Raw genomic sequence first — 22,547 nt, 5'->3', positions numbered from 1 at the left:
CATGACAGACGTGAACGTCCAGGAGCGCAGCTCCCTCCAGCTGGCCATCACCGACGCCGCGAGCCTGACGGCGGAGCAGACGCTGGCGCGCCTGGGTTCCGGGCCTGGCGGCCTCACCGGGGAGGAAGCGGCCGCCCGCCTCCTGCAGCTCGGCCCCAACGCGGTCCGCACGCACCGCGCCAACGCCTGGGCTGTACTGGGCAGACAGTTTGCCAGCCCCATCCTCATTCTCCTGATCGTCACCGCCGGGTTGTCCCTCTTCCTTGGCGATGCCACCAACTCCATCGTCATCGGTGTGATCCTGCTGGCCAGCGTAGGCCTCGGCTTCACCAACGAGTACCGTGCGGAGCGGGCATCCGAAGCCCTGCACGACCGCGTAACGCACAGGGCCGTGGTGCTCCGCGACGGAACCACCGGTGAAGTGGACGTGACCGCCCTGGTGCCGGGCGACGTCGTCCATCTCTCCCTGGGTGCCATCATCCCGGCGGACATCCGGCTCCTGACCACCAACAATCTTCTCTGCGATGAAAGCATCCTCACCGGGGAGTCCCAGCCTGCGGCCAAGGAAGTTGCTCCCGTTTCCGCCGGTTCAGCATTGGGCGACCTCGCCTCCTGCGTGTTCATGGGCACGGTGGTCCAGTCCGGCGGCTGCACCGGGGTGGTGGTGGCCACCGGCGGCCGGGCCGAATTCGGGCGCATCGCACTCGGGCTGGGCGAGAGGCAGCCGCAGACCGAGTTCCAGCTGGGACTCAAGCGGTTCTCCTTCCTGCTGCTGCAGGTAGCCATGGTGCTCACCTCGCTGATCTTCGTGGCCAACCTGCTGCTGCAACGTCCGCTCATTGAATCCCTGCTGTTCTCGCTGGCAATTGCCGTCGGCATCACCCCTCAGTTGCTCCCGGCCGTGGTCAGCACATCCTTGGCCACCGGCACCCGGCAGCTGGCCAAGCGCAAGGTGCTGGTCAAACGCCTGGTATGCATCGAGGACCTGGGGGACATGGACATCCTGGTCACGGACAAGACCGGCACCCTGACGGAGGGCAGGATCAGCTTCACCGGTGCGCTGCCAGCCGCCCCGGAGACGTCCGACGACGGCCTGCTCACCTTGGGCCTGCTGGCCACCGAGACCGATTATGCGGAGGCAAAGAATTCCCCGGCCGGGCAGAACCCGCTGGACGCCGCCCTCTGGGACAGCCCCGGGGCGTCCGGTTTCGATCCGGGGCGCTTCGAGCGGGTGGACCTGATCGGCTTTGACCACCAGCGCCGCCGCACCACCGTGCTGGTCCGGGAGCACGCCGGCCCTGCGAAGCTGGTCACCAAGGGCGCCCCGGAGGACATCCTGGCCCTCTGCGGACCCACCCCGGCCGCCGTGCAGGCACTGCTGGACCAACAGTTCGACGCCGGCTCCCGGGTGGTTGCCGTGGCCACCCGCCCGGCCGCGGGGCTGGAAAGGCTGGCGCCGGCGGACGAGCGGAACCTGACCCTGGCCGGTTTCCTCGTCTTCCTGGACCGGCCCAAAGCCAACGCCCGGCAGTCCCTGGACCGCCTTGAGGCACTGGGGATCTCGGTGAAGATCGCCACCGGGGACAACGCCAAAGTGGCGGAGAAGGTCTGCGCGGACCTGGACGTGATTTCCGGCGGCACGCTCACCGGCTCCCAGGTCGAGGCGATGTCCGACGCCGACCTCGCCGCCGCCGTGCGGACGGCCACGATCTTCGCGCGCGTTTCGCCCGAACAAAAGGCGCGCATCATCGGCCTGCTGCGCCTCAGCGGCGGCTCCGTGGGCTTCATGGGCGACGGCGTCAACGACGCCCTGGCACTTCACAAGGCGGACATCGGCATTTCCGTGGACACCGCAACGGACGTGGCCAAAGACGCGGCCGACGTCGTGCTGCTGGACAAGGACCTGGGCGTGCTGGCGGACGGCGTGATGGAGGGCCGGCGGATCTTCGCCAACACCATCAAGTACGTGCTGATGGGCACGTCCAGCAATTTCGGCAACATGTTCAGCGCGGCGGTGGCCTCCGTGGTGCTGAGTTTCCTGCCCATGCTGCCGGGCCAGATCCTGCTGAACAACCTGCTGTACGACTCCGGGCAGCTGGCCATTCCGGGGGACCGGGTGGACAAGGAGCAGCTGCGGGCGCCGTCGCACTGGGACATCGCGTTCATCCGGCGGTTCATGCTGCTGTTCGGGCCGATCAGTTCGCTGTTCGACTTCGCGACGTTCGGGCTGATGCTGTTCGTGTTCACTGCAGCGCCGGGGGAGTTCCGGGCCGGCTGGTTCATCGAATCCATCGCCACCCAGACGCTGATCATCTTCGCCATCCGCACCCGGCGGGTCCCCTTTCTGCGGAGCCGGCCCTCGGCGGGCCTCATCGCTGCCTCGCTGGGAGTTGTGGCCCTCGGCATCTTCCTGCCGCTGTCACCTGCGGCCGCAGTTCTGGGCTTCGACCCCTTGCCGGTGCCGTTCTTCCTGGCCCTGCTGGGCATGGTGGTGGTGTATCTGGTGCTGGTGGAGGCTGCCAAACAATGGTTCTTCGCACGCGACGCCCAGCAGCTGCCGGCCCTGCCGCCGCCCGTCCGGCGCCGGAAGGATACGCACCACATCTCCCGGCGGGCATTCCGGTTCAGCATCCCCGTCAAGGTGCCCCCTCTCCCGGTCCCTGCGTCCCGCAGAAACCTGTTGAAGGGCCGAAGGGCACAGCGGGGGACGACTGTCCGTAACCTTTAGGGCGCGCGGTGCCGAGGGTTGTTAGCATGGTGAAAAGAGACGCTGGGGGCTTTCCAAAAACGGATCCGGGGTGATGCAGCCCGCCGTGGATGCGTTCGATTTCGGAGCGTTTTTACATGTGGCGTGAACCAATTAGGCGGCGGACCCGGGAACTCCTGCGGGAGTTTGTAGAGCGGGCGGATGATCTTGTCCGGGCACAGGAACATGTCGAGGGGCTGCTCGGCGCAGTGGTCTCCATGACAGAGGACCTGAGCCTGGAAGCAGTACTGGACCGGCTGGTGCAGTCGGCGTGCGAACTGGTGGGGGCACGGTACGGGGCCCTGGGTGTCATCGGCGACGACCAGCAGCTCAGCCACTTCATCACCGTGGGCATCGATGAAGAGGGTGCCCGGGTCATCGGTGACCTGCCCACCGGCCATGGCGTGCTTGGCGAGCTGATCCGGGAACCCAAGCCGTTGCGGCTCCACGATTTGGGCGAGCATCCAATAGCGGTGGGGTTTCCTTCCAACCATCCGCCCATGAGCACCTTCCTGGGCGTCCCGGTCCGGGTCCGGAACGAGGTCTTCGGGAACCTGTACCTGACGGAGAAGATCGGTGACCAGGATTTCACCGGTGAGGACGAGGACCTCGCTGTCGCCCTGGCGGCGGCCGCCGGGGTGGCCATCCAGAACGCGAAGTTGTTTGATGACACCAGGCGGCGCCAGCGCTGGCTGGAAGCGGGCATGGAAGTCAGTGACCGCCTCAAGGACCAGCCACGCTCCGACACGGAGAACCTGGACATGATTGCTGAACGCGCCCTAAACGCCTCGGCTTCCGTCCTGGCCCTGATCGCCTCAGTGGGGCCGGACGGAATCATCAGGTGCCGGACCTCGGTGGGTGCCCAGTCGATGCCAGGCGGCCAGGAAATGCCTGCTGCCGCCGTCCTGTCAGAAGTCCTGGAAACGGGGGAGTCCAAGGTCCTGGCCGACCCGCTCCTGGTGTTCGATCCGACGTCTGCCGAGAAGTTGGGGCCGGTCCTGGTGGCTGCCCTGGGCAGCAACAGCGACGGCCACCGCGACAGCGTCCTGGTCCTGGCCAGGGCTGTTGGCGGAGCACGGTATACGGAAGTGGACGTTGAGCAAAGCGCCGTATTTGCGTCCCGGATAGGCCTGACGCTGGACCTGCTCAAGGCGAACCAGTTGCGGGAAGAGCACGCCCTGTTCATTGACCGGGAACGGATTGCGGCGGACCTGCACGACCTGGTGATCCAGCGGCTCTTCGCTGCCGGACTGAGCATCCAGGGCCTGCGCCGCTACACCGCGGATCCGCCTGCCCACGAGCGGCGCATTGCCGGGATCACAGCAGAACTGGACGACTGCATCCATCAGCTCCGGGACACCATCTACTCCCTGCAGGCCCGGGAGCCCGATAAGGAACTGCTGAGCGGACGCGTGTTGCGCGCTGTCCAGGAGGCCGCAAACGCTTCCGGTTTCCTCCCCCGGATCCAGTTTTCCGGGCCGGTGGACGATGCGGTAGACGACGACGTCGCCGCACAGTTGCTGCCGGTACTCCACGAAAGCGTCAGCAACGCCGTCAGGCATTCGGGATCAGAGGACATCGCCATCCTGCTCGCCGTCCAGGATGGCGACGTGGTCCTCACAGTCCGGGATACCGGGCGCGGATTCAACGATCCGCAGCGGGTCAGCGGGTTGACCAACATGAAGAACCGGGCCACCCGTCTGGGCGGGGAATGCATCATCGACAGCGTCCCGGGCAAGGGCACGAGTGTGACATGGAGGGCGCCCGCTGCCGGCTGAGCGGGTTACTGGACCGTGGCCGGCTCAAGATGGTGCCTCCTCACGATGGTTCCGGAGTGGCGGTCAGGGGGCGGTCAGTGCAGCAGCTCCCACGCTCGGGGGATGGGAGCGGGAATCAGGTGGCCCCGCCGCCGGAAGCCCAGTTTATGGAGCACGGAAGACACGTGGGTGGCCACGGCGGCGTCCGGCAGCACCATCTCCTGCCCGATCTGGGGGTTGGTCAGTCCGCGGGCCATGAGGGCGAGTACATTCCGTTCCGTCCGCGTCATGGCCTTCAGCCAAGGGGCTGAAGCGGTGGCGTACAGGCTCTCGGCCACCCGCTCCCTGACGCCGGGGCCGATGGGGGAAATGCCGGCGGCTGTGCTGCGGATGCAGTTGATCAACGCATCGCTGTCTCCGATTCGCTTGAGCACGTAGCCAGAAGCGCCCGCCAGGACCGCTGCCCGTACGGCGTGCTGTTCGTCCCAGCCGGTAAGGATCAGGCAACGCACCTCAGGAGCGGTGGAGCGCAGGTCGCGGCACACCTCGATGCCCGTGCCGTCCGGGAGCCTGTCATCCAGCACCACGATGTCCGGCTGCAGGACGTGGATCAGGCGCCGGGCTTCTGCAGCGGATCCGCTTTCGCCAACTACATCGAAGCCAAAGTGTTCGAGCAGGTCGCCAAGGCCTTTCCGGACCATTTCATGGTCAGTGAGGATGAAGACCCGGAGGGGCAGGATGGCGGACCAAGACTCGTCGGGGGGTGCTGCAGGTGTATTCATGAAGACGCTCTCATCAACTCGATGCCCTCCCCGGCTGCCCTTTCCCCTGCAGCCGCCCCTCCGGGAGGAACTTCATTAAATTATCGGGCACTTAGGGCCAGCCAATTCCCAGCGCCGTCCCGGAGGAAGCCGGAACCTCCCGGTGGACGCTGCAGACGGCGCAGATGGTGCTGTGTTCCGGCCCCGGCACCCATTGATGGGACTCCTCCAGCCGGTATTCGTACCGGCCTCCGAGCTTCTGGAGCCGGTTCAGGGCCACGCTGGCAGTTTCCCACGAACCCCAGCGGCCCACCACCCCGCCGCTGTCCTTGGAAATGACATTGCAGCCGCCGTGCCCCAGCTCGGTGCTGTGGTCCAGGCCTCCTGGCGGTTCGTTGCCGGCGTGTACGGCCTTGTACTCGTCCATGGTTGCCAATGTTCCGTACCTCCCTGCCCAGGCTCAGGCGGCGTGCTGCTGCGGTCGGGTGAGGAAAACCTCCAGCGACTGAAGCGTGGCGACTGCGTCCTGGAAGGCGGGGTTGCGGTGCGGATGCAGCCGGTGCAGCAAGCCTCCGTTGTATTGGAGGCGGCGGCGTGCGGTGCTGACGGCGCGGACAGCGTGGTGGGGATCTTCAGGACGGCGCGGCAGGACGCTGTTCAGGCACTGGATCGAAGCAAGGGCGACGGCCAGGACGTTGGCATCCATTTGCTGGCCCGCGGCACGGTGCTGCCGCAGCTGGACGGCGAAACCGTCCCAGATCTCCCGTGCGGCCGCCCGGGCCACCTCGGTCCTGGCCCCGTTAGCGGAGAGTCCCCGGTCCAGGAACTCCTTGTACAGGGCGTCGAACCGGCCGGCCTGCTCTTCGGCCTTCTCCGTAGCGTCACGGTCCGGAGCAGATGCCGGGACGAAATTGGACGGGTGGAGGAGCATCGCCCGCCGGCGCGCGGCGTCCGCCTGCGACAGGGGAGCGGGACGGAAGGTGAGGATGTCAGCGGACATGTCGGCCCTTTCAAAATCCAGCCAGCTGGGTGCGGCTGCACGCCGGCGGGCATCCTTGACGGTGCCTCCGGCGGAAAGTCACTGGGGGTTTCACGGTGGAAAGCCGCTCCGGCCTCGCAATGTGAGGACCCGGACGGTGCCTTTACAAGGATGCCAATCCTCCCGGGCCCGCTATAGGGCTGAAGGTCCCGTCCTGGACGCGGGCCACCGGCGGTCACCGGGGCCGGGGGCTTTGTGCCCTGTTTCAGGCTCCGGGGCCGCCCTAGCCTGAAACAAACAGGGCGGTGTAAGGCCGCCTGCCGGATCCGGGAGGTACACGGTGAAATCGGCAAACGCAAGCATCATCGCAGGCGTGATCCTCATTGCCCTGGGCGGCCTGTTGCTCCTGGACCGGCTGGGCGTCATGGACACTGCTGCGTTCGTGGCGCCGCTGATTTTCGCGGCCGTGGGGGTGTTGTTCCTGTCCCTGTTCATCCGGCGCCGGGAGAACTGGTGGGCGGCCATCCCCGGGTCCGTGTTCCTGGGCCTGGCAGCTGTTGTCATCGCCACCGAGCTCACCGGAGGCGCCTGGGGCGCGGCCTTCCTGTTCCTCTTCATGGGTGCCGGGTTCGGGGCCGTGTTCGTGCGGGAACCGGGCAATTGGTGGGCGCTGATACCTTCCGGCGTCATGTTCACGCTGGCGGTCATCGTGGCCCTCCCGCAGGAACTGCAGGGTACGCCCACTGCAGCCGTCCTCTTCCTGGGCCTGGCGTCCACCTTCGGCGTGCTTTCCCTGGTCCCGGTCCGCGTTGATGAGGCCGGCAACCGCAGGGAACGGATGAAATGGCCGTTGATTCCAGCGGGCATCCTTGCCGTCATGGGCCTGATCTTCGTGCTGCAGGCCATGGCCGTGCTGATCCCGGTGGATTTCGCCTTCCCTGCAGTAATGATCGTGGCCGGCATCGCCCTCATGGTCTACGCCTACCTTGCCCACCGCGACGGCCGGCAGAGGGCCCACGGTCCCGGCCCGCGGGCAGGCTGACCCGGCACGCTGCGACCGCCAGCCACAGTTCGTCCCGGCCGATGGCTGCCACCAGGGGCAACTGGTCGGCGCGGCCCAGGTAGATCCCGGCTACGGCGTACATGCCGAGGGGGAAGATCACGCTCCACAGGCCCGGCTCGTAGGACAACGGCACGCGGTGGAGCACGTGGCGCCACCCGCCGGCGGCGAGGAGCACCGGGAAGAGCCACGGGGCGAAGGACCAGAACACCACGGAGGCGCCGGCCACCAGCCCGCGCGTTGCATCCACCATGGGCGCGCCTGCCATCTCCACGGTCCGTGCGCCAATTCCAGTGTCCACGGCACGACGTAGCCGAGCACCACCCACGCGAGCACTGCGACCGCAAGCAGCACCGCCGTCGCGCCCTGCCATCCCGCCATGCCAAGGCGCGTCCCCAGCACGTTTGTTCCGGCGATGAACGTGAAGAATCCGAACGCCCGCCCGGGATCCATGAAGTCGCTGCGCATGTCGGCGGCGAACCTGGCCAGGCGGAACAGGCTGGGGACAAGAATCAGGAGGTAGGAGAGGGCGCACACCACCAGCAGCGCCATGGACAGTGCGTGGAAGCCCTCAAGCACGGGCCCCACGGAGATGATGCCGCTGGCCATGGTGAGCGCGAAGTAGCCGGGGGTGAGCGTCCGTGCGCGGGGCTCCGCAGAAACAGAGGAAAAAGTCCCAGCCGCCCGCTACGACGCTGCCTGTGCCCGTGCCCAGTGCGCCCCCAGCAGCGCGGCAACCCGCTCCGGCTCCGCACGGTGCGGCGGGTCGAAATGGTGCCGGCGGGGAAATACCTCCAGCCGGAAATCAGGGAAGACGCGGGACAGGCGCCCAGCGTTGTCCCCCTGCTCATCCGGGCTGCTCATGCCGCCCAGCACAAAGAGCACCGGCTTTTCGAAGGCCGCCAGCCGGCCGCGGTCCAGGTCATAGGTGTTGAATGCCTGCAGGAAGGCGCTGATCCCGGCCGGGCGCTTGGCCATCCACGGCGGCGGCGGGCCCGGCGGTGGAGGCGGCAGGACGGCATCGGGCTTCACCTGCAGCCTCGTGAAGGCGGCCATGAATTCCTCCTGCGGCAGGTCGCGCAGTTCTCCGTACCGGTGCCACAGCCGCGTGTGCTCCGGGCTCCAGTCCCAGGTGCCTGCCCAGGCCGGTTCAAGCAGGGCCAGGCTCAGCAGGCGTTCCGGGTGCCGGGCCGTGAGCGCCAGGGCCGCTGCGCCACCACCGGAATACCCCAGCAGGTGGAAGGTATCCCAGCCGCGGGCGTCCGCCTCGCGGAGCACGCCGTCCGCTTCGGTATCCAGGGTCCAGCCGGGCGGGGGAGCGTCGCCCGCGTAGAGCTCAAGGTCCTTGGCCACGGCATCAACCGTGCCATCCAGTGCCGCCAGCAACGCGCCGTATGCGGGGCCGGCGGGGAGGACGCTGCCGGGCAGGAGGATGACCCGGAACGGTTCCATGGCTGGGGCTCCTTCCGACGGTACGCCAGGGGCGGACACGGTTACTTCGCCGCTCCGCGTGCCCCGGCTTTGGTGGCCCGGGCCTTGGGCTCCTTGGCTTTCTTGGGCGGCAGGGTGGCGACGTAAGCCAGCGCCTTTTCGGCCCATGCCCGCGCCCGGGTGTCGTCGCCGTCGCCCTCTTCATTCCACACTTCCGGCAGCCCGGTGTAGCCACCCATGGGCCTGTCCGCCGGCCCGAACGGGACGGTCCGTTCGGATGACTCCAGCAGCTCCGCGTCCTCCCGGGAGAGCTTCACCCCGATGGTGGACCCGAACAGTCCCGCGAACATGTTGCCGTTGATGAACGCGCCGAGATTGCCGAACATCGGCTTCACCACAACTCCGGGATGGCTGGGGACCACACGGCGGAACCGCTCTTTTTCTTCCTCGGTTGCCTTGGGCATTTCCATGGCGTCACCTCCCGGTGGCAGGGTTTTTCCGCAGGTCTGGATGCAGGATATGCCCGTTGGGTGCCGCCGTCGAGGGCTGGCGGCCACCCCTGCGCAGCAGGCAAGAATTCCGTCCCTGAGCAGGTCAAACTTCCCGCGCCGGTGCTATACCTGACCATAGGCAACTACTTTGTGGCTGCCTTGGGAAGGGCGAATTCCGAGGATCCGGGGGCTTCCCCGGAGGGTTGGAGGCGATGGTGCTGACAACTCCAGGGCCGGGCCCGGCCGGACGCAGCACGCGGACGGGCCGGAAGCACCTGGGCGGACTGGTCCTCGCCGCGCTCGCCCTGCTCACCGGCTGCAGCGGAGGCACCAGCCAGTCGGTGTCCACGGCCCTCAAAGACAGTTCCTCCGCCGTCGCCACCGCCCGCATCGCGCTCCGCCAGGACATGGACGGCAAACTGACCCGTGCCGCAGCCTCCACCACGCTTGACGATGAGCTCAAGGAGATCCAGACCAGCCGGAGCACCGTCCTGAAGCTCTCCCCGGCCACGCAGGAGGAGCGCGAAACCCAGAAGCAGGCGCTGGACGTGCTGGACCAGTGCGCCGCCGGCTTTGCCACGGCACGCGCCGCGTTGGCAGCGAACGACGGCGGCACCCCCTCCGTGTCCGACGGGGACAAGGCGCTCGCCGGCGCGCAGGACGCCCTCAAACAGCTCGAAGGCAAGGTGGGGTCCCCATGAAGGCTGAACCGTGAAGCGGCTCCTCGGCGTCGCGCTCGGGATCCTCACCGCCATCGGCGGGTTTGTGGACATCGGGGACCTGGTGACCAACGCCGTCGTCGGATCCCGCTTTGGCCTGTCCCTGGTGTGGGTAGTGGCTGTGGGCGTGGTGGGGATCTGCCTGTTCGCCAACATGTCCGGCCGGGTGGCCGCTGCTTCCGGCCGGGCTACCTTTGAGGTGATCCGCGAACGGCTGGGCGCGCGGGCCGGGCTGGCCAACCTCGCGGCCTCCTTCCTCATCAACCTGATGACCGTGACGGCCGAGATCGGCGGCGTTGCCCTGGCCCTGCAGCTGGCCAGCAGCGTGTACTACCTGCTGTGGATTCCCGTGGCGGCACTGGCCGTGTGGCTGGTGGTCTGGCGGGTCAGGTTCACCATCATGGAGAACGTCACGGGCCTGCTGGGGCTGACCCTGATCATCTTTGCGGTGGCACTGTTCCTGCTGAAGCCGGACTGGGGCATGCTGGCCGGGCAGCTGGCGCCCGCCGTGCCGGAACAGGAAACGGTGTGGACGTACAGCTATTACGCCATCGCCCTGTTCGGCGCGGCCATGACCCCGTATGAGGTGTTCTTCTTCTCCTCCGGTGCCGTGGAGGAGGGGTGGACGGTAAAGGACCTGCTCCAGGAGCGGATCAACGTCCTGGTGGGATTCCCGCTGGGCGGCCTGCTGTCCGTCGCCATCGCCGCGTGCGCCGCCGTCGTCCTGCTCCCGGCCGGAATCTCGGTGACCTCGCTGTCCCAGGTGGTCCTGCCCGTCGCGGAGGGCGCCGGGAAGATCGGGTTGGCGCTGGTCCTGGTGGGGATCGTGGCGGCGACGTTCGGTGCGGCGCTGGAAACCACGCTCTCCAGCGGCTACACGCTGGCCCAGTTCTTTGGCTGGTCCTGGGGCAAGTTCCGCCGGCCCGCGGAGGCCGCCCGCTTCCACCTGGCCATGATCGTGTGCCTGCTGGTGGGCATCGCGGTCCTGGCTACCGGCGTGGATCCGGTGCTGGTGACCGAATACTCGGTGGTGTTCTCGGCGATCGCCCTGCCCCTGACCTACCTGCCCATCCTCATCGTGGCCAACGACCCCCAGTACATGCGCGAGCATGTCAACGGGAGGGTGGTCAATGTCCTGGGCATGGTCTACCTGGTGATCATCCTGGTGGCCTCCATCGCCGCCATCCCCCTCATGATCGTGACAGGAGCCGGCTCATGACATCCTCGCCCGACCCGCTGCTTCCCGCCCCGCCGGTGGCCGGGCGCGTCCTGGACGCCCAGTTGCACCTGCTGGACCGGCAGGTTCTGGATCACGACGGCGTCCCGGTCACCACCGTCGACGACCTCGAGTTGAGCGGGCCCGCGGTGGACGTGGAGATTGAGCCGGGGACCGCGGCGCCGGTCGTCACTGCATTGCTGACGGGGCCGGTGCTGGGGACGCGCATCTTTGGCGGCAGGCCGCCGTCGTCCCGGCTGATCCGCATCCCGTGGAAGGACGTGGCCGAGGTGGGTGTGGTGCTGCGGCTTGGCATCAGTGGTGAGTCGCTGGACGCGGGCTGGGTGGAGCGGTGGGTCCGGGACAAGATCATTGCGCGCATTCCGGGAGGCCGCCATGATCCTCGGTGACCTGCTGGGCACCCCCGTCCATGATGCCGACGGCGGGAGGCTGGGCCGGGTGGCAGACGTCAGGTTCGTCCTGGACGGCACCCCGCAGCAGCTGATGGCGGAGCCGCGCCTGCTGGGGCTGGTCATCGGCCCGCACAGCACGGCCTCCTTCATGGGCTACGACCGGAACGGCCTCACGCGGCCCCGGCTGGTGGCCAGGATCCTCCGCTGGCGGCACCGCGGGTCCTTCCTGGTGCTGTGGGAGGACATCGCCATGGTGGGCCCGCGCTCGGTCCGGCTCCGGCCTGGGTTCACCCGCTACAGCGCGGCGCTGCAGAAGGCTGCGAACGGTTAGGGCGGAGTTGAAGAGACCCGCAATTAGGCGTGCGGCGGATCTCCTGTAGTGTTGACCCTGTTGTTGTGTTTATGCAGTTGGTAGTTCAGGCAGTACGCACGGTCGAAAGTCCGTGTTCTTCTGAAGTAGCGGTTTTTGAACACCCCACGCCGGAGGGCCCGAAAGTCGGGACGTTCCCTCCACCTTCACGAAGGACAAAAATAATGGCTACTGGTACCGTCAAATGGTTTAACGCTGAAAAGGGCTTCGGCTTCATCTCCCCGGACGACTCCTCGCAGGACGTTTTCGCGCACTACTCCGCGATCAACTCCTCCGGTTTCCGCTCCCTCGAAGAGAACCAGAAGGTTTCCTTCGACACCGAGCAGGGCCCCAAGGGTCCCCAGGCCACCAACATCCAGGCTCTCTAATTTCCTAGGGATCCGGGACCGTTAGGTTTCAAAAGCAGGGCTTGCCGTTTCACGGCAAGCCCTGCTTTGTTGTTAACCCGCGCCTTTCGTGGTCCGCTCCCAGGCCCTCGGTTTTTCCTCCTCGACAAAGTTCAGTTGAAGGAGCAATCTATTAGGTGCGTACGTACGCAGCGTGCCAACCCCACGCCCACGGCGGCGTTTGGAAAACTCCAACCAGCGCGGCACCAGTTGGGGTGGTGCATGTCCGGCACGATGCTCGGCCGGCCCGGCTGCCTGCGCTCCCCGGCATCGGCAGCCGGCACTTTCACTCCGATAATCAGTGGCCGGTTCGGCCCCATGAGCAGTGACTTGAATCGGCCATAGCTGTACACCGGCTGATGGCCGGTTGCCGTTCAAGGAAGCATTGCTATGAAGAGTAGTCGGGGAAGCAATTCCAGATTCAAGATACTGGCGTTTATCGTTGCCTTCGCTGTTTCGCTGCTGGCCTCAATGGCTGCAGCGGGTCCCGCCTCGGCGGGCCAGCCGGGCCACCGGACGTGGGAGGTCCAGGTGGGCTCTGAGTCCCGCAACCAGGCAATCCAGGGCATGCAGTTCCTCCCCTCCGAGATTTTCATCAACGAGCAGGACACCATCACGTGGGAGGCCAACTCCGCGGAGATCCACACAGTGACGTTCCTGGCATCGGGACAGCCGCTGCAGCCGTTCAATCCGTTCAACAACGATGAGCTGTTGAAGCGCGGAGGGGACAGCTACGACGGGCATTCGTATTACAACTCGGGCCTCCTGGCCAACGTTGACGTGCCCGGCTTCCCGGACGCCAGGAGTTACAGCCTGTCGTTCCCGCGCGAAGGCGATTTCACCTACTACTGCCTGGTTCACGGCGCCGTGATGAAGGGGACGGTGCACGTCCGCGAGCAGGGGACTGACTATCCGTACAGCCAGGCCGATTACGACAAGTCATCGCGGGCCGAGGAGCGGTCCATCCTGCGCGACGGACGCGAGCTCACCGCTGACCTGGCGGACCAGGCCAACAGTCACAGGGTGATCGCAGGCGGTGACGACGGCGTTGCGATGGTCATGCGCTTCGTCCGGCCCACCGTGACGGTGCATGTGGGCGATACCGTCGTGTTCGCCAATACCGGCATGGACGCTCCCCATACCGTCACGTTTGGTACCGAACCGGCGAACATTTTCGCCCCGTCCGGCGACCCGACGCATTTCACCGGGGGCAACCTCAACTCGGGAATCATGTGGCCCGGCGCGGAGTTCGCGGTGACCTTCCAGTCACAAGGTACGTTCGAGTACATCTGTGCACTCCATGACTACATGGGCATGGTGGGGAAGGTGAAGGTCGTCGACTGACGCCCGGTTTCCACGCGGTCCGGTTGGGGCGGTTGCCCCGGCCGGACCGTTTGCGTGTCGCCGGTGTCAGTGCAGCCCCATCGCCTCGCGCACTTCATCGAGGATGTGGTGCATGGCCCGTTCCGCCACGGCAGTGTCTCCGCCGGCCACGGCAGCTGCCACATCCTCGTGTGCCTGCAGCGCCTCGGCCCGCGGCTTGAACGGCATAAGCCCTTGCCGGGTGCGGCTGGTCAGGACCTCCGCCACCATGCCCTCCAGCGCCCGGAACATTTCGTTGCCGCAGCTGCGCAGCAGCAGTTGGTGGAAGGCGATGTCGGCGGCCAGGAAAGCCTGCAGGTCCCCGGCTTCCCCCAGCCGGCGGAGGTCCCCGGCCAGGGACACCAGCTGTGCGCGTTCGGCGGCGCTGGCCCGGCGTGCGGCGCCGGCGGCGGCAATGGGCTCGACGGCGATGCGGAGTTCGGTCAGGCTGCTGTACTGCAATTCCCGCCGGTCCGAGGCCAGCCGCCACCGCACCAGCTTCGGGTCAAAGACATTCCACAATGACGGGTCCTGCACCACGATGCCCACCCGGCGCCGGGAGTAGACCAAATTCATGGACTCCAGGACTTTCATGGTGTCCCGCGCGACGGTGCGCGAGATCCCGTAGTCCTGCTGCAGCCCTTCAAGGGTCAGCCTGCTTCCCGGCGCGAGGCGCCCGGAGGCGACAGCGACTCCCACCGCCTCAAGCACCCGTTCGTGCATGGCCGGGGAGGACCCGCCGTCGTGCATCTCATCGCCATCCTGGACTGTCGCCGTCGACATTCTCTCCCCGTTCGCTCACGCGCCGCTGCGCCCTCCAAGAATAGCGGGGATTGGGCCAAAGGTATGACTTGTGACACGCATAGATAGCATCTTTCAGCAGGAAAGGTGATACCTTATCGCTTGGCCCGTTGCAGGCGGGTCCACAGCGAGCTTCTTCGAAAGCCAAAGACGTCTTCTCCGGAGGTATGACATGCAGTATCCAGCCACGCACCTTGTGGTCATGGGCGTTGCCGGTTCCGGCAAATCAACCCTGGCCGCGGCACTTTCCCGCCAACTGGGCTGGGCATGCGCCGAAGCGGACGAATTCCACCCCGCCGCAAACATCGCCAGGATGAGCCAGGGCATCCCCCTCCAGGACGAAGACCGCTGGCCGTGGCTGGAGGAGATCCGTGACTGGATGACCGCCCAGGCTGCCGCAGGCAAGAGCACGGTCCTGACCTGCTCCGCGCTCAAGCGGGGATACCGGGAACTGCTGTCCGGCGCCCAGGGCCGCGTGGTCTTCCTCCACCTTGACGGCGGGGCGGACCTGATCAGCCAGCGCATGCAGGGCCGGGAAGGGCACTTCATGCCGCCCACGCTGCTGCCCAGCCAGCTGGCCACCCTGGAGCCTCTCACCCCGGAAGAGATCGCCGCCGGCAGCCTCCGCCTCGACATCTCGCGCTCACCCGAAGAGCTGGTCGCCGCCGTCGTACAGGCCCTCAACCTCCCCACCGGCCAGGCGCCCGGCGCGTCCTGACCCCCCAAATCCCCAACCCTGTTTCAAAGGAGAACCATGACCATCGAAGGATGGACCCAGACGATGGGCGCAGGTCCACTGCTGCTCATCGCCGCGGCGGCAATTCTCGTGCTGCTGTTCCTGATCATCCGGCTGCGGATGCACGCCCTGATCGCCCTGATCCTCATCAGCCTCGCCACGGCCTTCGCCACGGGGATCCCCGCCAACAAGGTGGTTCCCGTCCTGGTGGACGGCTTCGGCACCACCCTGGGAACCGTGGCCCTGCTCGTTGGCCTGGGCGCGATGCTCGGCCGGATCGTGGAAACCAGCGGCGGCGCCAAGGTCCTGGCCGATTACCTGATCGGCATCTTCGGTGAAAAACGCGCCCCGTTCGCACTGGGCCTGGCCTCACTGATCTTCGGCTTCCCCATCTTCTTCGACGCCGGCCTGGTGGTCATGCTGCCCGTGGTCTTCGCCGTCGCCCACCGCCTGGGCGGGGGAGTGCTCCGCTACGGCCTGCCCGCCGCCGGCGCCTTCTCGGTGATGCACATCTTCCTGCCGCCGCACCCGGGCCCGGTCTCCGCCGCCGCCTTCTTCGACGCGAACATCGGCCTGGTGCTCATCGCCGGCCTCATCACCGCCATCCCCACCTGGTACGTCACCGCCTACCTCTACGGCCTGTACACGGGCAAGAAGCTGGTCCTCCCCGTCCCCGAAATCCTGGGCCACGCCAGCGCCGAGGCCGAGGCGCACCCGCCCCGGTTCCGCACCATCATCGGGCTGCTGCTCCTGCCGCTGGTGCTGATCTTCCTCAACACCGGCCTGAACACCCTGGCGTCCTCCGGTGCGCTGGATGACTCCGTGAAGAAGGAACAGTGGTTCCAGGTCCTGCGCACCATCGGTGAAACCCCGGTGGCCCTGCTCATCGCAGTGCTCGCGGCGCTGTTCGTGCTGGGAATCCGACGGGGCCGCGACGCCGGCGCCCTGGAGAAGCTGCTCGAGTCCTCCCTGGGACCAGTCTGCTCCGTCATCCTGATCACCGGCGCCGGCGGCATGTTCGGCGGCGTCCTGCGCACCTCCGGCATCGGCAAGGCGCTGGCGGACGTGCTGGGCAACGTGGGCATCCCGCTGATCCTGGCCGGGTTCCTGATCTCCGCCATCCTGCGCATTGCCCAGGGCTCCGCTACCGTCGCGCTGACCACCACCGCCGGCCTGATTGCTCCCGCCGTGGCGGGTGGCGGCCTGAACGGCATGCAGATCGCCGCCATGGTCATCGCCGTGGCTGCCGGATCCGTGGTGGTATCCCACGTCAACGACTCAGGGTTCTGGCTGGTGGGCCGCTTCTTCGGTATGGACGTCAAGACCACCCTGAAGACCTGGACCGTCATGGAAACCCTCATCGGCGTGATGGGCTTCGCCGTCGCCGCCGTCATCTTCCTGGTGGCCGGCGCGGTGGGCTGACACCCTCCTGTCCGGGAGCACGGCGGGGCGGCTGGTGGGAACACCGGCCGCCCCGCCGTCGTTGTGCCCCTTGGTGTGCCATGCCGGTGCGCCACCCGCCGACCAAAGGACACCCCTTGACGACTCCCCGCACGATCGTGATCACCGGCGCCAGCGACGGCATTGGAGCGGCAGCCGCAAGGACGCTGGCCCAGGCAGGGGACCAGGTGGTCGTCGTCGGCCGTTCCGCCGGCAAGACCCGCGCCCTGGCCGGGGACATCGGCGCCGACCACTACCTGGCCGACTTCGCCGACCTCGCACAGGTCCGTGACCTCGCGGAGAAACTGAAGGCAAACTACCCGCGCATCGATGTCCTGGCCAACAACGCCGGCGGGATCATGGGCAAGCGGACGCTTACCGTGGACGGCAACGAGACGACGTTCCAGGTCAACCACCTGGCACCGTTCCTGCTCACCACCCTCCTGATGGACACGCTCACCGCCAGCGGCGCCAAGGTGATCAACACCTCCAGCGCCGCCAACAACTTCGGCAAGCTGGACCTCTTCGACCTCAACGCCGAGTACGGGTACAGCACCAACCGCGCCTACGGCACGGGCAAGCTCGCCAACATCCTGTTCACCTCCGAGCTGCACAGGCGCTTCCATGACCAGGGGATTACGACGGCGGCATTCCACCCGGGCGTGGTCCGCACCAACTTCGCGGCGGAGTCCGGAAGCCCGTGGCGGCATGCCTACACCACCCTGCTGAACCGCTTCATGCTCAGCCCGGACCAGGGCGCCGACACGATGCTTTGGCTCATCAACGGCACAGCGGGCATGGACTGGATTTCCGGGGCCTACTACGCCAAGCGCGCCCTGGCCAAGGCCAACGCCCAGGCCTACGACGCCGGACTGGCGCGCGGGCTGTGGGAGAAGAGCGAAGAGCTGGTCAAGGCCTTTGCCTGACCGCTGTGTCACTCACAGCCGACGCCGTCGTGGTCTGCATCGAGTCCGTAGATGTCGCGGCCGATGACCTGGACGGGGCCACGGACGTAAGCCGGTCCGTTGCCGCTTCCACCTGCGCAGTCAACGTCGGAGGCGATGGGAACGCAGCCTGAGTAGTTCGGGTCGCAGCCGGGGTTCGTTCCCGGCACGGGCTGGGGCGCAGGCGCGGGCGCTGGAGGTGCGGCGGCCCTGGCCGCGGCGTCTGCAGCGGCTTTGGCTGCAGCCGCGTCCTGGGCCGCCTTCGCCTCAGCCGCTTGCCGGGCTGCAGCCTCCGCCGCGGCCTTATCGGCGGCGTCCTTTTCTGCGGCCGCCTTTTCAGCAGCAGCCTTCTCAGCTGCAGCTTTCGCTGCAGCTGCCTGTTCGGCTGCGGCCTTGTCGGCGGCCGCTTTCGCGGCAGCGGCCGCAGCCACTTTGTCGGAGACGCGCTTGGACACGGAGGCCTCCAGCCACACCAGCCTGCCTGACTCGTCCTTGGTGCACACATAGCTGCTTCCGCCAAAGACCTGCCGGGCGTCGATGGCCGTGCACGGGGTGTCCGCGATGGGCTTCGCGGCAGGCGTTGCCGTGGCGGATTCGGTGGCGGGGCGGGCAGCAACGGACAGCGAAGCCTGTGTGGAGCAGCCGGTCAGCAGGAGGACCACGGCGGCCGCGGCCCCCGCGCGCAATTTCGGCTGCCGGGGCCCTGCCGCGGCAGGCGTCCCGTCCCCGCGGTACGGGCGAAAAGGCAAAGAAAAGTGTCGACTGGCAGGCATGTTTCCCCCAATGGCGTGCGCTGGATGCGGATGGCACGGCCAGCGTAGCTTCGTCCATCGGGGGGAAGACCGGTTAAGCGCAAATCTTGAGTGTTAAGCGGCAGGAGCGCTGCCGGGCTTATACCGGACAGCGCTCCTGCTGTTCTTGCTGTGCGGAGGGTGGGGTTACTGCCCCGCGGGGTGCCCGTTGTGGGTGATCGAGGCGACGGCTCCGGTCTGTTCGTTGAGCAGGACCTTGTCGTTGCGCTCATGATGGAAGTTGAACATTGCGTCCACTGACCCGGCCTTCGCATCAGCCGAGGAGTCGCCGATCTGGCCGGTGTGCCAGTTGTCCTCAATGAAGCGCAGGATCGAGGCCTGGTCGGTTTCGGTGTGATCAACGAAGTTCTTCTTCGCGAAGGGGGAGATGACCACCAGCGGCTGGCGGGGACCGGGTCCGCAGCGGTCGGCGTAGCCGCCGGCCACGGGGACGCCGTTGGCGGCGGCGTTCAGGCACCATGCGGCGTCGTCGGTGCCGGTGGAGGCGTTCTTCGGCTGCGCGGCGGCGTGGTCGTACCAGCCGTCGGAGTCGTCATAGGCGAGGACGACGGCGGTGTTGTCCCAGTTCCTGGACTGCTGGATCTGGTTGACGGTTTTGGCGATGAAGTTCTGTTCGTCGACCGGATCCGAGTAGGCGGCATGGCCGTCCTGGAACATGCCCGCTTTCAGGAAGGAGACGGCTGGCATGTTATCGCTGTCCACCACCTTGCTGAAGTCCGTCAGGTCGTACTGGTGGTTGGCCTGGCCGTCGTGCCCGATTTCCGCGTCCGATGCCGGTGCCAGGTGGTGCGGGTTGGCGGTGGACGCGTAGTACTGGAAGGGCTGGTGGTGCGGGGAGTAGTCCACCACGGAGGCGCCGGCGGCGTTGGTGTGGCTGGAGAGGCACGACGCCGGCGAGGTGGCCGTCGCGGGGGTGGTGGGCGCGAAGCCGCCCTGGAACCAGCCCCAGGACGTGCCCTGGGCGTTGAGCAGGTCGCCAATGTTCCTGCCGGTCATGCCGGCAAGGTTGTTGGTCTTGGCATGGCTGTTGTTGGAGCAGTCATCGTAGACCGGGTCGGGATCGTTGATCACCGTTCCGACGCCGTTTGCGTCGGGCTGCCGGACCGCGCTGCTTCCCGTGGCCGGCGTGGCGACGGGCTGGCCGGCGGCGGTGTATTCCTTGGCGCCGTGGGTCTGGCCCGAAATCAGGTTCAGCGCGCCGGGGGTGGACGGACCGAAGACGGTGCTGAAGTGGTTGTCGCTCATGGCGTAGTTCTGGGCGTAGTTCCAGATGCCGGTGACGGTGTTGCCGTCGTAGTAGTCCATGGTCAGGCCGGGGCGGCCGTACTGGTTGGTGCCGCAGGCGTCGCGGCTGGTGAACTGGACGAACTTGTCCATGAGGCCGCCGTTGTAGGCGTTCTGCTCGGCCTTGTAGCCGTGGTCCTGGTCGCAGGTGACGGCCTGCATCGGGGAGAGCCGCGCGGGCTGGACGGAGTTGGGGTTGTTCGGCGCCAGCAGGCCGGCGTTGGCCAGGGTATTGATGTCCTTGGGTGTGTCGTCCGCCGCCGTGAAGGAGCCGGCGGGGGAGCCTGATCCTTGAAGCGTCTCACCCGGGGTGTTTGCCGCCTTGGGGTAGGTGGCGAAGTAGTGGTCGAATGACACGTTTTCCTGGAAGAGGACCACGACGTGCTTGATGGGCGTCGCCGTGGCGTCCTGGGTGCCGGCGGCCGTGGCCGGGCCGGCGCTGACGCCGACCAGTCCGGCCGAAACTGCCGAAGCAGCCAGGACGGCCGCGCCGGTGGCCGCAGCAACTCTGTTTCTGGTGAATCTCGGTGCCGTAAAAGGCATGGGGTATCCAATCGTTCCTGCTCAGGGGCGCACCTGCCGCCGGACGGGGCAGGTGCAGGGAGGGTTCTGCTGCTACTTGGCGGGGGTGACGTCGGCCTCGTAGGTGAGGATCTCGGTGCCGTTGCCTTCGTCGCCGTTGTCGGGGGCCACCGTCATGCTCAGGTGGTTGGCGTCGGCGGTCATTTTGAACGGGTTGCGGGTGGCCACGTGCCCGGCAGTGGACCACTGCTGGAACGGGACATCGCGTGTCACCTGATGGGACTTCAGGTCGATCATTGCCATGCCGCCCAGTTCATAGGTGGCCGCTGTCCCGCCGGCGGACGGAGTCTGCGGAAGGTTGGTCACGCCGGCGCAGAGCATCCTGGCATTGGGGACGTACTGGCAGTCCTGGTAGTCGATGAAGTAGTTCGGGTTCTCCCAGGTGGACAGCTCCTTGCCCTGGAGGTCCCATTCGGCGAACCGCCGGGAACCCCAGGTGTTGCCCACGAGGTGGCCGGTCTGCTTGTCCAGGACGATGCCGCCAAAGTGGTCTTTGACTTCAAACTGCTTGTGCACGTCCAGGCTCTGTGCGTCCACCTTGTAGATGATGGCGCTGCTGTCCGGCCGGTACTGGGCTACCGGAACCCACACGTTGGTGCCGTCGAAGTCGATGCCGCCCGGGTGGTACATGTCGCCCTCGCCCAGGATGATGTCCTTTTGCAGGTTGCCGGCCTTGTCCATGACGAACAGGTGGCCGATGCCCTTGCCGGGCGTGCGGTCGTACCCGCCCTGGGGAGTGGGGTACTTGACGGTGGGTTCGAGGATCTGCACGGCCGAGAGGAAGATGTGGTCCTGGCTGTAGGCGATTCCCTCGGTGTGGTACGTGGGGAAGTTCAGCTTCAGCTGGGACGTTTGCTGCCAGGCGGTGTTGCGGGTGACGGAGTCGAACGCGGTGGCCAGGTCGGTGTCCGTGTCATGGTGGGTTCCGGCTGCGGGACTGGTGCCCTGCGCCGGGACGGTGGCCTGTGCTGCGACGGTTCCCCCGGCCGCGCAGGCGGCAACGATGAGGGAGGCGGCCAGTGTCAGGGCACGCCGGTTGGGTTTGGGGCTCATGGTGGGGGGCCTCTTAAGGTTGGGGTCTCAACAGGAGCTCTCAAGTTACTAATGGGTAATGAACCGGGAATGGCGGCCCGGTTAACGACTGCTGGCGCCCCGCTGACCTGTTGGCGCACGGGGCGGGTCCCTAGCTGTACTGAGTCAGGACGTTGGTTACATCGTGAATAGGTGAAGACCTCTTAGGTTGGTGGTTACCACACACAGCCAACGACTAAGAGGTCTTCATGTCCCACCGTAACGCCCGCCTGACTCCGAACGGTAGGCGGATCATTATCGAGCGCGTCCTTGCCGGCCAGCCAGTGGCCCATGTAGCCAAAGAGATGGGCATCTCAAGGACCTGTGCGCACCGCTGGATCAGCACGTACCGCGCGGATGGCTGGGCTGGTTTGGAAGACCGCAGCTCCCGTCCGAGGTCATGCCCGCACGCCACCTCCGCGGAAGTCGTAGCGGATGTTCTCACCCAGCGCGTCGAGCATCGCGAGGGACCAGCGGACCTGGCCGTGCGCTGCGGCACGAGCGCCCGGACGGTCTCCCGGATTCTGGTCCGCGCGGGCATGCCCAGGTTGTGGGACCTGGACCCAGTGACCGGGGCACGAATCCGCGCGTCCCGGGCCACCGACCGCCGCTACGAACGCGACGCCCCAGGCGACATGATCCACATCGACGTCAAGAAACTAGGCCGGATCCCGGACGGCGGCGGTTGGCGGACCGACCCGGCGCAAAGCCGCGCCAACCACCGCAAATCACCTCAGAAAGTCGGTTTTGACTACGTCCACGTGGCCGTCGATGATCATTCCCGCTTCGCCTATGCCGAGGTCCTGCCCGACGAGAAAGGCCCGACCTGCGCCGAATTCCTCACCCGGGCCGCCGCCGCCATGGCCGCCAACGGAGCACCGGTGAAACGGGTCATGACAGACAACGCCTTCGCCTACCGGCTCTCCCGCGACTTCCAGGACGCACTCGCTGCCCTGGGCGCCAAACACATCCTGATCAAACCCCGCCACCCCTGGCAAAACGGCAAAGCAGAACGCTTCAACCGCACATCCAAGAAGGCTGGGCCTACCGCCAACCCTTCACATCCAACCAAGCCCGGACAGACGCCCTGCAGCCCTGGCTAAACTTCTACAACAACCACCGGCCACACAGCAGCCTCGGAGGCAAACCACCCATCAGCAGGTGCAACCAACCTACTGGCTGAGTA

Annotated in this window: 22 protein-coding genes and 2 pseudogenes; 13 read left to right on the top strand and 11 right to left on the bottom strand. The window is 66.8% G+C overall.

What is annotated here, in order from left to right; all coding sequences use genetic code 11:
* The first annotated feature begins 1 nt into the window (after position 1).
* Positions 2-2,728, top strand: coding sequence for a magnesium-translocating P-type ATPase (gene mgtA / locus PUN51_RS08520; RefSeq protein WP_275180479.1), 2,727 nt, complete (start codon positions 2-4; stop codon positions 2,726-2,728).
* Between the two features lie 116 nt (positions 2,729-2,844).
* On the top strand, positions 2,845-4,524 hold the full coding sequence (locus PUN51_RS08515) for a GAF domain-containing sensor histidine kinase (protein ID WP_159635699.1): 1,680 nt from the start codon (positions 2,845-2,847) through the stop codon (positions 4,522-4,524).
* A gap of 74 nt (positions 4,525-4,598) precedes the next feature.
* On the opposite strand, the gene PUN51_RS08510 is transcribed toward PUN51_RS08515, so the two are convergent.
* The 3 genes from PUN51_RS08510 to PUN51_RS08500 all read right to left on the bottom strand — a co-directional run bounded on the left by PUN51_RS08510 (position 4,599) and on the right by PUN51_RS08500 (position 6,264).
* Positions 4,599-5,285 carry a response regulator gene (locus PUN51_RS08510; RefSeq protein ID WP_159632635.1) on the bottom strand — a complete coding sequence of 229 codons (687 nt, stop codon included), beginning with the start codon at positions 5,283-5,285 and terminating at the stop codon, positions 4,599-4,601.
* 91 nt (positions 5,286-5,376) lie between these two features.
* Positions 5,377-5,691, bottom strand: a complete 315-nt coding sequence (locus tag PUN51_RS08505) for a hypothetical protein (RefSeq protein WP_275180478.1) — start codon at positions 5,689-5,691, stop codon at positions 5,377-5,379.
* A gap of 33 nt (positions 5,692-5,724) precedes the next feature.
* Positions 5,725-6,264 (bottom strand): hypothetical protein, encoded by a 540-nt coding sequence (locus PUN51_RS08500; protein WP_275180477.1) that lies wholly within the window; start codon positions 6,262-6,264, stop codon positions 5,725-5,727.
* 319 nt (positions 6,265-6,583) lie between these two features.
* On the opposite strand from PUN51_RS08500, the gene PUN51_RS08495 reads away from it, so the two are divergent.
* Entirely contained in the window at positions 6,584-7,285 is a 702-nt protein-coding gene (locus tag PUN51_RS08495; RefSeq protein WP_275180476.1) for a hypothetical protein, read from the top strand.
* On the opposite strand, the gene PUN51_RS08490 is transcribed toward PUN51_RS08495, so the two are convergent.
* The 4 genes and pseudogenes from PUN51_RS08490 to PUN51_RS08475 all read right to left on the bottom strand — a co-directional run bounded on the left by PUN51_RS08490 (position 7,212) and on the right by PUN51_RS08475 (position 9,204).
* Complete coding sequence (locus PUN51_RS08490) at positions 7,212-7,604, bottom strand: hypothetical protein (protein WP_275180475.1); 393 nt, start codon at positions 7,602-7,604, stop codon at positions 7,212-7,214. The two genes, PUN51_RS08495 and PUN51_RS08490, sit on opposite strands and share 74 nt — an antisense overlap.
* Before the next feature lie 50 nt (positions 7,605-7,654).
* Positions 7,655-7,912, bottom strand: a pseudogene (locus tag PUN51_RS08485) (tellurite resistance/C4-dicarboxylate transporter family protein); the annotation flags it as partial.
* A 78-nt stretch (positions 7,913-7,990) separates the two neighbouring features.
* The gene (locus tag PUN51_RS08480) at positions 7,991-8,755 is read right to left on the bottom strand and encodes an alpha/beta fold hydrolase (protein WP_275180474.1); all 765 of its coding nucleotides are present in this window, start codon (positions 8,753-8,755) and stop codon (positions 7,991-7,993) included.
* A 41-nt stretch (positions 8,756-8,796) separates the two neighbouring features.
* Positions 8,797-9,204 (bottom strand): TfoX/Sxy family protein, encoded by a 408-nt coding sequence (locus PUN51_RS08475; protein ID WP_275180473.1) that lies wholly within the window; start codon positions 9,202-9,204, stop codon positions 8,797-8,799.
* 236 nt (positions 9,205-9,440) lie between these two features.
* On the opposite strand from PUN51_RS08475, the gene PUN51_RS08470 reads away from it, so the two are divergent.
* The 6 genes from PUN51_RS08470 to PUN51_RS08445 all read left to right on the top strand — a co-directional run bounded on the left by PUN51_RS08470 (position 9,441) and on the right by PUN51_RS08445 (position 13,673).
* Positions 9,441-9,926 (top strand): hypothetical protein, encoded by a 486-nt coding sequence (locus PUN51_RS08470; protein ID WP_275180472.1) that lies wholly within the window; start codon positions 9,441-9,443, stop codon positions 9,924-9,926.
* A 10-nt stretch (positions 9,927-9,936) separates the two neighbouring features.
* Entirely contained in the window at positions 9,937-11,163 is a 1,227-nt protein-coding gene (locus PUN51_RS08465) for an NRAMP family divalent metal transporter (protein WP_275180471.1), read from the top strand.
* On the top strand, positions 11,160-11,570 hold the full coding sequence (locus PUN51_RS08460; protein ID WP_275180470.1) for a hypothetical protein: 411 nt from the start codon (positions 11,160-11,162) through the stop codon (positions 11,568-11,570). Before PUN51_RS08465 ends, PUN51_RS08460 begins: the two co-directional genes overlap by 4 nt.
* Positions 11,557-11,904, top strand: coding sequence for a PRC-barrel domain-containing protein (locus PUN51_RS08455; RefSeq protein ID WP_275180469.1), 348 nt, complete (start codon positions 11,557-11,559; stop codon positions 11,902-11,904). The genes PUN51_RS08460 and PUN51_RS08455 overlap by 14 nt, the downstream gene beginning before the upstream one ends.
* A 203-nt stretch (positions 11,905-12,107) precedes the next feature.
* Positions 12,108-12,311, top strand: a complete 204-nt coding sequence (locus PUN51_RS08450; RefSeq protein WP_015936345.1) for a cold-shock protein — start codon at positions 12,108-12,110, stop codon at positions 12,309-12,311.
* A 408-nt stretch (positions 12,312-12,719) separates the two neighbouring features.
* Positions 12,720-13,673, top strand: coding sequence for a plastocyanin/azurin family copper-binding protein (locus tag PUN51_RS08445; RefSeq protein WP_275180468.1), 954 nt, complete (start codon positions 12,720-12,722; stop codon positions 13,671-13,673).
* Positions 13,674-13,739: 66 nt separating this feature from the next.
* On the opposite strand, the gene PUN51_RS08440 is transcribed toward PUN51_RS08445, so the two are convergent.
* Positions 13,740-14,474: a FadR/GntR family transcriptional regulator gene (locus PUN51_RS08440; RefSeq protein ID WP_159632624.1), complete on the bottom strand. Its 735-nt coding sequence runs from the start codon at positions 14,472-14,474 to the stop codon at positions 13,740-13,742.
* A 190-nt stretch (positions 14,475-14,664) separates the two neighbouring features.
* On the opposite strand from PUN51_RS08440, the gene PUN51_RS08435 reads away from it, so the two are divergent.
* The 3 genes from PUN51_RS08435 (at position 14,665) to PUN51_RS08425 (ending at position 17,594) form a co-directional block, all read left to right on the top strand.
* Positions 14,665-15,210, top strand: a complete 546-nt coding sequence (locus PUN51_RS08435) for a gluconokinase (protein ID WP_275180467.1) — start codon at positions 14,665-14,667, stop codon at positions 15,208-15,210.
* Between the two features lie 36 nt (positions 15,211-15,246).
* Positions 15,247-16,650, top strand: coding sequence for a GntP family permease (locus PUN51_RS08430; RefSeq protein ID WP_275180466.1), 1,404 nt, complete (start codon positions 15,247-15,249; stop codon positions 16,648-16,650).
* Between the two features lie 116 nt (positions 16,651-16,766).
* Positions 16,767-17,594: an SDR family NAD(P)-dependent oxidoreductase gene (locus PUN51_RS08425; protein ID WP_275180465.1), complete on the top strand. Its 828-nt coding sequence runs from the start codon at positions 16,767-16,769 to the stop codon at positions 17,592-17,594.
* An 8-nt stretch (positions 17,595-17,602) separates the two neighbouring features.
* Here the strand turns inward: PUN51_RS08425 and PUN51_RS08420 are convergent, their stop codons facing one another.
* From PUN51_RS08420 to PUN51_RS08410, 3 genes are all read right to left on the bottom strand, one after another.
* Positions 17,603-18,361, bottom strand: coding sequence for a hypothetical protein (locus PUN51_RS08420; protein WP_275180464.1), 759 nt, complete (start codon positions 18,359-18,361; stop codon positions 17,603-17,605).
* Between the two features lie 189 nt (positions 18,362-18,550).
* A complete protein-coding gene (locus PUN51_RS08415) occupies positions 18,551-20,251 on the bottom strand; it encodes a phospholipase C (protein WP_275180463.1) in 1,701 nt (566 codons plus the stop codon).
* 72 nt (positions 20,252-20,323) lie between these two features.
* Entirely contained in the window at positions 20,324-21,343 is a 1,020-nt protein-coding gene (locus PUN51_RS08410; RefSeq protein WP_275180462.1) for a DUF6454 family protein, read from the bottom strand.
* A 227-nt stretch (positions 21,344-21,570) separates the two neighbouring features.
* Between PUN51_RS08410 and PUN51_RS08405 the strand changes: the two are divergent.
* Positions 21,571-22,544: pseudogene (locus PUN51_RS08405) on the top strand (IS481 family transposase).
* The last annotated feature ends 3 nt before the right edge of the window (positions 22,545-22,547 follow it).

This window comes from Arthrobacter sp. NQ4, from assembly GCF_029077345.1.
GTDB lineage: Bacteria > Actinomycetota > Actinomycetes > Actinomycetales > Micrococcaceae > Arthrobacter.
The sequence above is the reverse complement of the archived record's forward strand: the minus strand, read 5'-3'. Positions and strand labels throughout refer to the sequence as shown.